The sequence below is a fragment of the Psychrosphaera algicola genome (genome assembly GCF_028401425.1).
GTDB classification, from domain to species: Bacteria; Pseudomonadota; Gammaproteobacteria; order Enterobacterales; family Alteromonadaceae; genus Psychrosphaera; species Psychrosphaera algicola.
Genome location: NZ_JAQOMS010000002.1, coordinates 4,369,374 through 4,382,902, shown reverse-complemented (window position 1 = coordinate 4,382,902; position 13,529 = coordinate 4,369,374). Strand labels below are relative to the sequence as shown.

Annotated in this window: 13 protein-coding genes and 1 pseudogene; 4 read left to right on the top strand and 10 right to left on the bottom strand. The window is 40.5% G+C overall.

All coding sequences use genetic code 11. From position 1 onward, the window contains the following. Positions 1 to 35 precede the first annotated feature (35 nt). The 8 genes from PN838_RS24150 to PN838_RS24115 form a co-directional block, all read right to left on the bottom strand. Positions 36 to 548 (bottom strand): hypothetical protein, encoded by a 513-nt coding sequence (locus PN838_RS24150; protein WP_272182290.1) that lies wholly within the window; start codon positions 546 to 548, stop codon positions 36 to 38. A 119-nt stretch (positions 549 to 667) separates the two neighbouring features. Further along, positions 668 to 1,942 carry a TonB-dependent receptor plug domain-containing protein gene (locus PN838_RS24145; RefSeq protein ID WP_272182289.1) on the bottom strand — a complete coding sequence of 425 codons (1,275 nt, stop codon included), beginning with the start codon at positions 1,940 to 1,942 and terminating at the stop codon, positions 668 to 670. A gap of 151 nt (positions 1,943 to 2,093) precedes the next feature. Further along, positions 2,094 to 2,393: a hypothetical protein gene (locus PN838_RS24140; protein ID WP_272182288.1), complete on the bottom strand. Its 300-nt coding sequence runs from the start codon at positions 2,391 to 2,393 to the stop codon at positions 2,094 to 2,096. Further along, positions 2,345 to 2,545 (bottom strand): hypothetical protein, encoded by a 201-nt coding sequence (locus PN838_RS24135; protein WP_272182287.1) that lies wholly within the window; start codon positions 2,543 to 2,545, stop codon positions 2,345 to 2,347. Before PN838_RS24135 ends, PN838_RS24140 begins: the two co-directional genes overlap by 49 nt. 16 nt (positions 2,546 to 2,561) lie before the next feature. After that, complete coding sequence (locus PN838_RS24130) at positions 2,562 to 3,542, bottom strand: sulfatase-like hydrolase/transferase (protein WP_272182286.1); 981 nt, start codon at positions 3,540 to 3,542, stop codon at positions 2,562 to 2,564. A 126-nt stretch (positions 3,543 to 3,668) separates the two neighbouring features. After that, positions 3,669 to 4,724, bottom strand: a complete 1,056-nt coding sequence (locus PN838_RS24125) for an aldehyde dehydrogenase family protein (protein ID WP_272182285.1) — start codon at positions 4,722 to 4,724, stop codon at positions 3,669 to 3,671. Further along, complete coding sequence (locus PN838_RS24120) at positions 4,642 to 5,106, bottom strand: aldehyde dehydrogenase family protein (RefSeq protein ID WP_272182284.1); 465 nt, start codon at positions 5,104 to 5,106, stop codon at positions 4,642 to 4,644. The genes PN838_RS24125 and PN838_RS24120 overlap by 83 nt, the downstream gene beginning before the upstream one ends. Continuing rightward, positions 5,103 to 6,254, bottom strand: coding sequence for a mandelate racemase/muconate lactonizing enzyme family protein (locus tag PN838_RS24115; RefSeq protein WP_272182283.1), 1,152 nt, complete (start codon positions 6,252 to 6,254; stop codon positions 5,103 to 5,105). Before PN838_RS24115 ends, PN838_RS24120 begins: the two co-directional genes overlap by 4 nt. 698 nt (positions 6,255 to 6,952) lie before the next feature. On the opposite strand from PN838_RS24115, the gene PN838_RS24110 reads away from it, so the two are divergent. The 4 genes and pseudogenes from PN838_RS24110 (at position 6,953) to PN838_RS24095 (ending at position 11,310) form a co-directional block, all read left to right on the top strand. Next, the gene (locus tag PN838_RS24110) at positions 6,953 to 8,236 is read left to right on the top strand and encodes an MHYT domain-containing protein (RefSeq protein WP_272182282.1); all 1,284 of its coding nucleotides are present in this window, start codon (positions 6,953 to 6,955) and stop codon (positions 8,234 to 8,236) included. A gap of 43 nt (positions 8,237 to 8,279) precedes the next feature. After that, complete coding sequence (locus PN838_RS24105; protein ID WP_272182281.1) at positions 8,280 to 8,579, top strand: PAS domain-containing protein; 300 nt, start codon at positions 8,280 to 8,282, stop codon at positions 8,577 to 8,579. Beyond that, the gene (locus PN838_RS24100) at positions 8,510 to 10,303 is read left to right on the top strand and encodes an ATP-binding protein (protein ID WP_272182280.1); all 1,794 of its coding nucleotides are present in this window, start codon (positions 8,510 to 8,512) and stop codon (positions 10,301 to 10,303) included. Before PN838_RS24105 ends, PN838_RS24100 begins: the two co-directional genes overlap by 70 nt. A gap of 21 nt (positions 10,304 to 10,324) precedes the next feature. Further along, positions 10,325 to 11,310: pseudogene (locus PN838_RS24095) on the top strand (response regulator). Positions 11,311 to 11,367: 57 nt separating this feature from the next. On the opposite strand, the gene PN838_RS24090 reads toward PN838_RS24095, so the two are convergent. After that, positions 11,368 to 13,179: a tetratricopeptide repeat-containing sulfotransferase family protein gene (locus PN838_RS24090; RefSeq protein WP_272182279.1), complete on the bottom strand. Its 1,812-nt coding sequence runs from the start codon at positions 13,177 to 13,179 to the stop codon at positions 11,368 to 11,370. Further along, entirely contained in the window at positions 13,170 to 13,448 is a 279-nt protein-coding gene (locus PN838_RS24085; RefSeq protein ID WP_272182278.1) for a hypothetical protein, read from the bottom strand. Before PN838_RS24085 ends, PN838_RS24090 begins: the two co-directional genes overlap by 10 nt. Positions 13,449 to 13,529 lie beyond the last annotated feature (81 nt).

Sequence of the window (13,529 nt, the reverse complement as noted above, 5' to 3'; positions counted from 1 at the left end):
ACCAACGGTATCTGGGTCACGACCAGCAAACTCTGCTAATGCTTTTTCGCATCTAACATTGGCCAGCCATCAAAATAAAAGTCACTGGTATCTTTGAATAATCCTTCACCAAAGTTGTCATATGGGAAAGCTTCACCAGATAACATATCAACAACACCAATTGAGCCCATGCCTGTTGTAGCGTATGACACATTTGGATTTGAGTTATCAACAACTGCCGTTCCCGTGTTGATAGTTTGGTTTTGGGTATAAACGTCTTTAACACGTTTTGAAGCTTTGATACCAAATTCGACGCCAGTGACGTAATCGAAATCGAGCTCCCATTGGAAATCGAGTTTTAACGATTTATTCGTATCTGTTTGTTCATTGTTTCTAAACGTTAGGCCACCTAAATGGTTGGCATTTAAATCTAATAAACTAAAACGACTCGGAGCCGAAGTCAGGCTGCCGTCATATGGGTCAATTACCGCTAATGAAGAGCTAATGTCAAAGTCACATTCAGCTGCTAAACAGTTGTAACCAATCGGCTCAATAATGTCTGCTGGCATTTCATCAACAGAACTGTTACCTAGTGTGCCCTAGGTTGCTGTAGATAAACTAATAAAGTCATCTGTTCCTTCAACAGTTTCAGAAAAACCAACATTAAATTGCATGCGCAAATTGTCTGTTAAATCTTGTTCAACTGTAAATGAAAAAACATCAGTTTCAAGTTCACGCGTGCCTTGAGAACGGTTAAAAAACCACTTGAAAGTCGACTATAAGAGCGTTCTAACGTTTGTGTTTCAACATTAACTGTATTCCAATCTAAAACGGGATCATTTCCTGAAATACCAGTACGAGGAGCAAAATTCATTCTAAAGTTGTGGTAATCCGTTTCAACCGTTTGCTTGGTTTTGGTTAAGTCCAATTGGATATTTGTTGAATCCGTAGGTTCCCATTCAAAACCCGCAGTTGCTGAAATACGTTCACGAATATTTGAAGCAACAGAGATGTCGGTATTGTTACGAGCAAGGACGTTGTATTCACCCTCTGAAATTACCGTTTGAGTTGCCGGATCGTAATCGACTAACGTCGATATATCATTAAGAACACGGTCACCGGCTTCGTTAAGCACATATGCACCACTTGAATCGGTTTGAAAACCAAGTACACGAATTGCTTTGCCATTTGTATCCCGGGCAATGCGTCCTGAGTTCGCATATAGATCAGAAATGCCTACACCGCCTTCAACCCAACTTGTGCGCGTACTATCGTTACGAGTTTGTTGTTGGTCAGCAGACACTGTGAAAATCACACCAAATGTATCATCAGCAAATTTATCAGCAAAACTGGTCGTCACTCGGCCATCATATTTGCCAGAAAATTCATTATAACGACCTTCAACGTTTACCATACGGCGAGGTTCATTTAACGACAGTGGCTTAATTGTGCGCAATACAACATTAGCACCCAGAGAACCTTCATCTTGCTCAGCAGACGATGTTTTAACAACATCGATTGAAGATAGAATGTCAGAAGAAAATGAGCTTAAATCGACAGATTGCGAAGCAATCTCACCTTCGTTACCTGAGTTACCACTGGTAATGGCAACCCCATTCATCGAAATTTGGTTCATTGAAGGCGATGTGCCTCGAATTGAAATTCGAGTACCTTCGCCGTCTTCCTCTATAACCGAGATCCCCGTCACTCGAGAAAGTGCATCAGCGATGTTTTGGTCGGTAGATTTACCAACATCTTCTGCATGAATTGAATCAGAAACATTGTCAGAAAAACGTTTGGCGTTAACGGCTTTTTGTAAACTGCCTCTAAAGCCTTTTACTTCAATGACTTCAATATCGTCATCTGCGTTTTTATCCTCAGGCTCAGCAGCATAGACTGGATTGCTTAACAGCACTCCCAGTACAGCAGCAGATATCGAATTGAGCTTGTAGTTGGTTTTCATGTGGTTCTCCACTATTTTATTATAGTTCTAAGTGCCTGTTGATACTGCTTACATAACACTAATAAATTTATTTATGTTATTAAAGACTTCATTATATGGTCAGACCAGTGTTTTAAACGTAAAAACGTAACGCCAACCTGACGAGTTGTTATTAATGAAGTTTTATGTTGTTGTTTTTATTTAGCTTTGTATCTTTATTATGATATTGGTCCATTCGGTCGATATCATAGTTTTCAAATTTGCGTTGTAATAACCAACGCGGTCTTTCCAAACCTGACTCCCATTCAAAAAGGGTTTTGAACATATCCTTTACTAGATCAGGATATTTAGCAGCCACATCTGTCAATTCTTGCTCGTCTTCTGCGATGTTATAAAGTTGTGCCGGGCGGTCAGGAAATCGCATCAACTTCCAATCACCAATTCTAACTGTGCCACGAACATCTTTTTCCAAAACAAAACCTCATGAGGACGATTTGTATTTTTGCCATTTAAATAAGGGACTAAGTCAACGCCATCAGTTTTTTCAATTTGCTGAACGTTGCCGCCTGCAGCAGCGTAAAATGTTGGCAGTAGGTCAAGCAAACTTACCGGGTAAGGATACACACTAGCGGGTTCTATTTTACCATGACCACTTCATTAAAAATGGCACTCGCACCCCGCCTTCTAAATGGTTAGATTTAGTACCACTTAATGGGAAGTTGTCTGATGCGTTGCGGTCTGTAGGCCCGCCATTGTCATTGGTAAATACCACAATTGTATTGTCGTCAATTCCTAACGACTTGAGCTTGTCCATGATCTGTCCAGAAGCTCTATCAAGTGCTAACGTCATCGCCGCTACCGTTTTACGTTTACCTTCAAGCTGCGGAAATTTAGCTAAGTCCTCAGGTGTTGCATCCATAGGCGTATGAACCGCGTTAAAGGCAACAAAAGCTAAAAATGGTTTATCTTCTTTGACTTTACGTTCCATAAAGTCGATGGCTTCGGCTGCCAATACATCTGTTAAATAACCTTCATGTTCACCCATAATAGCGAAGTTACGTTCCATCAGGTCTAACTCACTTGGTGGCGCTTTTGAATAAGCGAAATAAGAACGCGCTCCACCTCGGAAACCATAAAATTCGTCAAATCCTCGATTTAGCGGATGGAATTTGTCGTCGCCACCTAAGTGCCATTTGCCATAATATGCTGTCGCATAACCTTGTTCTTTTAAGTAGTTACCAATGGTTTTTTGATCAACAGGAACCCCCATATTACGGCCGTCATTAGCTGAATTTGCGCTCATGTAACCAGGTACATTGTTTTCTTCAAATCCAAAACGTTGTTGATAACGACCTGTCATCAAGCCTGCACGCGATGGACCACAAGTTGGGTCGGATACATAACCTTGGGCGAAACGTACACCTTGTGTTGCTAATTGATCTAAGTTGGGCGTGATCATGACTTTACTGCCATGAAAACCAAAATCTCCGTATCCGGCGTCGTCAGCAAACAAGACGACGATGTTAGGTTGCTTCTTATTACCGTTAACCGGTTTGTTAGCTGCCGCGTCTGACATTGCAGACAAGGACATTAAAAATATGACGAACATCAACGTTTTCATTATAAAAACCTACCTATGTCAGTTCTACCCTAAAAAATTGGGCGGGACACCGAAGTGTCGCCAACCCAAAAACAACAGGGATTCTTCTAATTAATCAAATATAAAAGCGATTACAATAAAGCTGCTCTAATCGTTTACTAATATCGACACACGTTTATTCGACAAGTATTCTTCCAAGCTATATTTCGAACAGTCTTTACCTACACCACTTTGCTTTAAGCCACCATGGGGTAATTGCACAGAATAATGAGCTTCGTTAATACAAACGCTCCCAGCCTCCAACTGTTCAGCTGCTTGCATCGCGCGTTTCAAATTAGTCGTAAATACATAGGCCGACAAACCAAACTCACAATCATTGGCTAGCGCAATTACGTCATCTGCATCACTAAATGAAATAACAGGTAGAACCGGACCAAATATCTCGCACGATGTTGCTGTCATCGCTAAATTTGCATCTGCTAAAATAGTAGGTTCGATGTAATAGCCAACCGGTTTGTCTGCGGGTACTTTGCCGCCGGTCACTAATTTGGCACCTGAGGCAATCGCATCGTTGATAACACCTAAAATACGGTCTTGCTCACGCTTGTTGATTACCGGTCCCATTAAACGCCCTTCCCCGTCGCCTGCGGTTAACGTCAAACTTTCAGCTCTCGCCTTAGCAAGTTCAATGAACTTAGGGTAAACCGATTCGTGCACAAAACAGCGATTGGGTGAAACGCATACTTGGCCGCTATTACCAAATTTTAAATCAACAATGTTGTTAACTGCTTTTTCAAGTTCTGCATCGTCGTAAACAATTACCGGCGCATTACCACCGAGTTCAACTGAGAAATGCTTGACACTGGTGCAGGCCATTTGCATCGCCTTAACACCCGCATTGGTCGAGCCAATCATGGTAAATAAAGACGTTATATTGCTTGTTAATAGCGGATTAGTAATATCGTAATTATTACTAGTGATAACGTTTATAACACCTGCTGGAAAGCCAACTTGAGCAGCCAACTCCGCGCACTTTAAGGTCGCTAATGGTGTTACTTGAGAAGGTTTAATTATTGCAGAACAGCCAGCAGCCAATGATGGCCCGAGTTTGTAACCAAAGTTAAGCAATGGAAAATTCCAAGCAAGATAACCAACAACAACACCTAACGCCTTGGCGCTGAATGTAATGATGGAAACGTCCATCTGGGTCAATAATAACGGGTTGGTCAATGCGATGTGCTTCTTCGACAAAATAGCGCAAACAGGTCGTCAACATACCGAAATCATATTCAGCATTGTCCATTGGTTTGCCAGTTTCTGAAATCAAGATAGCGATGATTTCTTGTTTATGTTGCTCTAGCAAATCCGCATATGCACGGATAAGCTTCGCACGCTGAGCTAATGAGGTTTTCGACCACGTATCTAAACCTTGCTTGGCGCTTGTTAAACAATCTTCAATTTGTGCCGATGTGATGTCAGGTACACGGCCAACAACTTCTTCAGTTGCAGGGTTAATGACATCAAACGTTGAGTCAGACTCAACCAATTGGCCATTAATTAACATTTTGTATGCTTGTTCGCTCATTTTGTTTCCGTCGCTTTAATATCAAATTCTTTTAATGCATCAGTGTCGATTTCAACACCTAAACCTGGACCTGTTGGTACAATTGCTTCGCCCTCAATAACCTGAACTTCCACTTTATAAAGATTGTCACGCAATGGGTTTTCCGTACGGTCGTATTCTAGCAGTAATTGCTGCTCTTCTTTACGTCCTGGTTCTGGATACGCTGTTGCCAAAAAGTGTGTTGCTGCAGCTAAGTTTAACTGAGTTCCCCATACATGTGGGATCATATTAAGTCCGTTGGCTGAAGCAATAGCACGAATTTTGAGAGCCTCACTTGGACCTCCACAATACGCTAAGTCTGCTTGCACTAACTGAACACCGCCCGACTGAATTAACTTTTGGAAACCAAAACGAGTCTGCTCACACTCACCTGTAGCAATGGCTAAATCGGCTTTTTCATGCAACTTCTTAAATAACTCTGGATGCTCTGGCGACAATGGTTCTTCAAACCATACATAGTCATTGGCGTCTAGCAAACGTGCTATTTTAATGGCTTCCGGTAAATCATAAGCATGATTCGAATCCGCGGCTAAAATTGTATTTGGCAAAGCTTCGCGCATGGCAACGATAAGCTTTTTGTCAAAATCTAGGTTTTTTCCAACCTTGATCTTCATCGCCTTAAATCCTTGCTCAGCGTAGGTAATCGCTTCTTCTACCAAAACAGGTAACAACATTGATTCAGGTAAATCTTGAAAATACATACCGGTTGCATAACAAGACACTTTATCTCGTTGAGCGCCGCCCATCAGTTGACTAACACTTTGACCAAGAGCCTTTCCTTTTAAATCCCACAATGCCATATCGATACCAGACATGGCTGCTGTCATAACGCCGCCACGGGCAAAATCGAGTGATGAACGCCACATGTAATGCCAAATCATGTCCGTCGACAATGCGTCAAAACCTAGTATTCGTGGAGCATAAAACTTTTCTACAGCGCCTTGGATAACTTCGGCAGGCCCATAACATTCACCCCATCCTGAAATACCAGTGTCGGTAATAACTTCAATAATCAACACATTACGTTGATTATAAAACCACTGTGAGAAACCAAATGGTTCCTTTAATTCGCAACGTACGTGGTGGGTTTTAATACATTCTATTTTCATTATTACTCAACCTGCTTACTAGACTGACTTCAATATTTTGAAGCACCGGGAAGACAACCTAATGCCTTCCAATCATCGTTCTAATAGATACTTAATTCATTATGGGATTAATATAAACATATGATGTTTATATTTGCAATACTTTATCAATGTTGTTATTAGAACAAAAAGATCCTTCTACAAGGATCTAAGATACATTTTGAAATAAAGAGACGCCGGATCAGGCACATCATTCTCGAGTCGCTGCTCCTGAGCGGAATACGAGAAAGTGAGTAGGCAGAGCGACAAGAAACAACCACAACGTATTAACAGCACGGCCACAGGCATTAGACATTAATTTAAACGAGCTAACGTTCTGACTTCTATGACTTCATAGCTAAGGTGCCTACAGGCTATATATCGCTTCGCATTCAATATTAATTTGGTTAACACAGCGGAAGAAGATTAAACTCGTTATGGTGTGCTTGGATTTCTAATTTTTATTTACGTGCTTTTCAAACGCCCTTGTTTCATATTGAGTTACTTCAATTAAAATTGTTTGATAACAAACCTATTGGGGCATTATTAAATTAAAACGGCTCCTAAAAATCATAAGGAATCAGTGTATTTTAAATACGCCTTTAAGATGTTAAATTTGCGTCTCAAAGATGTTTAAAAATATCGATCAGTAACTAACTCATTAAATAGCAGTATTAAAAATGAAAAATACAATCGCAGAGCTTTTCCAATACGACAGCTACAATTTATTTGTTAGTTCTTTGTATAACCCGTGGCTAGTAACTCTATCGGTCGCTATTGCTATTTTTGCTTCTTTTATGGGATTTCAAGTTGCATCACAAGCGGCATATAAATCGCCGATTCGAAAACACATTTCCCTTTGTGTTGGCAGCATCGCGTTAGGCGGTGGCGTTTGGTCTATGCACTTCCTTGGTATGTTGGCTCTAGAATTGTGTACCAATGTGACATATAACGTACAACTTACTGCAATTTCTGTTTTACCTTCCATCATTGCATCGTGGATAGCGCTAAATATTATTACTCGTGACCAAATTAAATTTACCCAGTTAATATTAGGTGGGGTTTTAGTCGGCGCTGGGATTGGGACCATGCATTATGTTGGAATGGCCGCAATGGAAATGGCGCCGTTGTTACGATACAACCTTGTAATGTTCGGTGTCTCTATATTAGTTGCCGTTAGTTTAGCAATTTTGTCTTTATGGATTAGTTTTGGGTTAAAAACCCAAAAAGTCGCTTGGATAAATAACAATATAAAAATACTCATTTCAAGTGTCGTCATGGGTGGCGCAATATCTGGAATGCATTACACAGGTATGGCTGCTGCGCGTTTCGCTATGCCTCCAGGAATAGAACTGTCGAAACAAACTAATGACATATCGATATTCTTGGCGATGGTAATTACCACAATTACCTTAACGATTATTTTTCTCGTTCTCGGGGCCAATTTAATATTTCGCTATAGAGATAAGTCAAAGGCAGCGATTAACAACGAACGACGACTGATAGCGACAATGAACACTGCGATAGATGGTATTATTACTATCGATTCAGTTGGGACTGTTATCAGTATCAATACAGCTGTAACTGATTTATTGGGCTGGCAACCAGAAGAGGTTATTGGCCAAAACGTTAAGATGCTTGTGCCTTCGCCTCATCAAGCTCAACATGACCAATACATCGAAAATTATTTGAAGACACGGGAAGCGAAAATAATAGGCTCAGGTCGCGAAGTTGAAGCATTAACAAAAAATGGCGAAAAAATCCCAGTGCGTTTGGGAATTGGCCATGTCGAACTTAATGACGAAAATATGTTTGTCGCGTTTATTTCAGATTTACGCGAACGTCAAAAAATGGAAAACCAGTTACGGGAAAGTGAATCCCAATTACGATCCTTGGTGACCAATATCCCTGGCATTGCCTATCGTTGTTTAGATTTACTAAGGTTGGCCAAACGTTTTTATTAATGATGAAATTGAAAATATTGTTGGTTACCCAGCAAAAGATTTTTTGTTACCCAACCCAAAACGCAGTTTAAGCGACTTTGTACATCCAGAAGATATCGGCAATATTACCGCTACAGACTTACGAAGCCCCAAGGGTTATCAACTTGAATTTAGATTAATTGACCGAGAAAATAATACAAAGTGGATGTTAGGTTATGGCCGGGCAATAAAAATTGACGGGTCTGATGAATATTACCTTGACGGTTTTATCATGGACATCACCGACCGTAAAAAATGGAATCAGAACTCATTGCTGAGAAAGAAAATGCAGAAAAAGCCGCCGCGACTAGGGCCGCATTTTTAGCCAACATGAGCCATGAGATCCGAACCCCGATGAATGCAATCATAGGGTTTAGTGACATTCTATTGGACGAAGAGCTGAGTAATAATCAAAGAAAACAATTAAATACCATTAACCAATCCGCCAAATCCCTGCTGCATATATTAAATGATGTACTCGACAGTGCGAAATTAGAGAAAGGTAAATTTCAATTAGAATATCGAGACTTTTCACTTGTTGAAGAAGTCGACACCGTTGTCTCAACTCTTTGGTTACAGGCCCAAAACAAAGGCTTGGACATTAAACTCAACATCGACAAAGCCACCCAACGTTGTTACAACGGCGTGCCCGATAGGATCAGACAAGTCCTCACTAATATAATTGGCAATGCCATTAAGTTTACGGAAGCTGGGCATGTCACCATTGATATAAACGAAAAATCGGAAGGGATTGTAACTTTTATTATTTCAGACTCTGGAATAGGCATGACGTCTACACAGTTAGCAACGATATTTGATGCGTTTGCTCAAGCAGACGAATCAATGAGCCGCCGTTTCGGTGGTACAGGTTTAGGTACAACCATTAGTAAGCAACTTGTTGAGTTAATGGGCGGAGAAATCACCGCGCGGAGTGAGCTAAATGCCGGTTCTGAATTTGAATTTTCTATTCCTCTTACTCCTATCGCGCCAATACAAAAAGCGACAACGGCGGTTTCCTTCAATGAATTGCCGCCACTGAATATTCTGATTGTTGACGACATCGAACAAAACCTAGATCTGTTGTCTCTTATTCTCAAACGGAATAACCATAAAATAACAGTGGCTCGAAATGGCGTTGAAGCGTTAAGCAAAATGCAAAGTGATAAATTTGACGTTGTTCTTATGGATATTCAAATGCCCATTATGGATGGCCTCACCGCCGCGAGTGAGCGACGTCAATTCGAACAACAAAATGACCTACCTCGACTGCCTATAATTGCGTTAACGGCCAGTGTTTTACCACAGGATAAGCAGTCTGCTTCAAAAGCTGGCATGGATGGATTTGCAAACAAACCAATTGATATGCATCAATTAATGGGAGAAATTGCCAACGCATTAAGTCTACAGAGTGTTGCGTCAGAAGAGACTAAAATCGCGCCTGCTGAAGACTTGCGAATTGATATCGAAAAAGGCATTGCGTTATGGGGGTCAAAAACCGTCCTATTTAGTGAAATATCGCGATTTTTAGGTCAATCAAACGACGAAATTGAAGCGCTAAAAGTGCTGATGAAACAGCAAGATTGGCTATCTGTAGAAGAAACGGCCCATAAAAATAAAGGGGTAACCGGAAATTTAGCACTTATTAAATTAATGATATTGTTTGCTGAATTAGAGCGTGTTAGCCGTCAACGTTTGGAAAAAGAATGCCTAGCTGTTGTCACCAACATTGAAGTTGAAATCGATTTATTAGGCATGTGTGCTAATAAAATGCGAGCAACGTCAACAGAGCTAGAGGAAACACAGGACTTAGCAAACGGTGACGCAGATGATACCGTTGCTAATGAAGAACTGTACAATACCTTGCTGCAATTAGAAAAACATGTCAAAAACAATGAGTTTGATGACCCATTATTAGATTCTTTGCTATCGATTAAGTCGGTGCATTCTAAAAAGATAAATGACATAGTTGCAGCTTGCAATGACTTTGAATTTGAACTCGCTTTAAGCCGCATTGTTGCCCTTGTGAGCTTGCTAAAGCCTGAAACCTAAATATGGTAAAAAGTAAAATTTATGCACCCAACTAAACAAAATGTCCTTGTCGTTGACGATGAGCCAACAAACTTAAAAGTGTTAAATAATATCCTAAAAGATATGTATAAACTGACATTTGCAAAAAGTGGCCAAGAAGCACTGCGTTTAATAGAAAAAGATAAACCTGATCTGATCTTGTTAGATGTCATGATGCCAGAAATGACAGGCTATGAGGTTTGCGAAACCTTAAAACAAAGTTCTTTGTATAAGTCTATCCCGGTGATTTTTGTGACTGCATTAAACGACGCAGTTGATGAAGCCAAAGGACTGAATATTGGTGCGGTGGATTATATATCTAAACCGGTTACACCCGCAGTTGTTAAAGCGCGCGTTAAAACTCACTTATCTTTGGTCGATGCGGAAGAGCTCCGTCGTACTCGTTTGCAAGTCATTCAACGTTTAGGCCGTGCATCTGAATATAAAGACAATGAAACAGGCATGCATGTCATGCGAATGAGCCATTACGCCAAAGTTGTCGCTCTAGCCTATGGCTATTCCGAAGAGCAAGCCGATAATTTATTTAATGCTGCGCCAATGCATGATATTGGCAAAATTGGGATCCCCGACGCCATCATGCTTAAGTAAGGAAAACTGACAGACGAAGAATTTGCAGAAATGAAAAAGCACCCTGAAATCGGTGCTGAAATACTTGGTGATTCAGACTCAGAGTTAATCGAATTGGCAAAAGTAGTGTCTATGACTCATCACGAAAAATGGGATGGCACCGGTTATCCTAACCAGTTAAAGGGTGAAGAAATTCCCCTAGAAGGTCGTATAGTTGCCCTTGCGGACGTTTTTGACGCCTTAACGAGTGTTCGCCCATATAAAGACAGCCTTAGTCAATAGAAAAAGCGTTAGATTTCATTACATCTCAAAAATACAAACACTTTGATCCTCAATTGGTGGACTTGTTTATTTCAAAAATAGACGACATTATAAAAATCAAAGAGCAATGGAAAGACTAAGACAAAGACTAATTTCGATGAATAAATGAGTCGTTGTTCTCAGCTCACCAAAACAGGTTAGTTTAAATTAAGTGCTGCTTTAAGAGGTCCCAAATGTGGCTCAAAATAACGCCATTGTTCCGTTGCCGATTTGTAAATTGGCTGACGCACTTGCTCTGAACTTGGGGTTTTGATGGTTCTTTTGGTTTTATGAAACTCTAAACACGCAGGTTCAAATTCTAAACCGCAAAAATCCAACATACGTCGAACTTCAGTTTCTAAATCTTCAACAACATCTTCATGTTTAACTGTAAGAATAAAGCCTGGAATAACGTCCTGCCAATGCCTCATTAATTTTAGATAGGCTTGGTAATAACGTCCTATGTCATCGAGGCTATAACTAAACTCCTGCCCCTCGGCAAACAACTGTTTAAAACCACTGAAACAACAGGCCATAGGCGAACGTCTTGCATCGATAATTTTGGCATTTGGCAAAATGAGTTTGATTAAACCTAAGTGCAGAAAATTATTTGGCATTTTGTCGATAAACCGAGGAGCTTGCTCTCTATATACTTGTGTTTCGTCAATGAATTGCTGACCAAATCGAGCAAAATATTCAGGGTTTATTTCCGCTAAATTTTTAGGATATTGGCTAACCGCTGTCTGACTTGTATTACCTGAATTGGTGTTTCGGCCACGTAAACGAGCGGCGAGCCCAAGGATATTGTGTAATTCCATGGTACCGTCCACTTGTGAGTGCGACGCTAGGATCTGCTCTAGCAAGGTCGAACCTGCCCTAGGTAAACCGACAATAAATATCGGATCTGGTGCGTTTAGTCCCAAATTACCGCGGTTTTCAAATAACGCTTTGGTGCAGTATTTTATTTGCTCTTCTACTTGCTGTTCCAATTTAGCAATATCAAACCCGTTATGTGCATGCTGCAACGCATTACCATCTTGGTACGCTTTAAACGCTTGGTCGTAGTTTTTCCTATCTTCGAACGCTTTACCCGTCGCAAAATACAATTGCACTTTATCCACCAAAGGCAATTCGTTATTTGTTTGTTGGGTCTGCATCTGACTAATTTCGTCATCATTGAAGCGGTAGGTTTTGGTATTCGCCAAACTCCAAAATGCATCACCAAAACTCGGATTCAATTGATACGCCTTTTGATAGGCTGCAACGGCGTTGTCAATCTCACCTTTGGCTTTTAAGGCATGACCTAGCTGTAAATAAAACCCAGCAACTTGCTGCTGATTATTTTCTATAGGCATCCGTTCCGCTGCGTTTGCATTCATTAAAGTTTCGGATTGTTTTATTGCGAATTCAAAAAGTGCGATAGCTTTGTCTGTTTGCCCTAATCCCGTTAATACGTTAGCTTTTGCGACATTAAAGCTGAGGTTGTCAGGCTGTGCTTCAAGTAATATTGTCACTTGTTGCTCAGCGGCTTTGAATTTGCCTAAACGTATTAACAGATTAAGGTAATGGGAACGAGCCTGGATATGCTGTGGTTCGAGCTCCAGAGCACTTGCGAGCAAAAATTCAGCATCATCGTAAATTTTAAGTTCAATGCCAATTTCGGCAAGCAGACACATGCCATCAACATGACGTTTGTTGTTCTGGAGAAAATGGCGACAAATTTGTTCCGCTTTTAACAACTTGCCTTCATGCATCAATTCAGTCACGGCAAGTAAAGCCGGCGGTAAACTTTTGAGTTTTGCTAACTGATTAGCCGCAAGTTGGATCTTATCTTGTTGTTCTATGTTATTTAGCTGTGGACACTTACGATAAATTTCTAGCAACTCCTGCCAGCTTGCCACCAAACATGGATTGAGTTTTACAGCATTTTCAAATGCGTGTTTTGCTTTTGTTACATCATTTAACGCCAAGTAATTATAGCCAAGTTCTTGATTAGCTCGGCTGTGTTTTTTTCTAGTGCTAACAACGCCTTAATGCTTGTTAAAGCTGCAGAAAAGTCCTTATTGTAACGTTGTGCGACACCAATCAAATACCACATTTCTATTTGGTGGGAAGGCTCGGTTAATTGCTGTTGAAGCTGGGTCCCTTGCGTTATCGCATCGCTGAACTTTGCCTTTTGGATCAACTGTTGAATGGCTTTTAATTGATCGTCAATAGAGGGCAGAGAAGGTTTTTCCAATGACTTGGCTCCATAGAATTTTACAAAATTTAATACATAGATTAAAACATTTGCTTTATTGGACAGTACTTTAGCAATAAA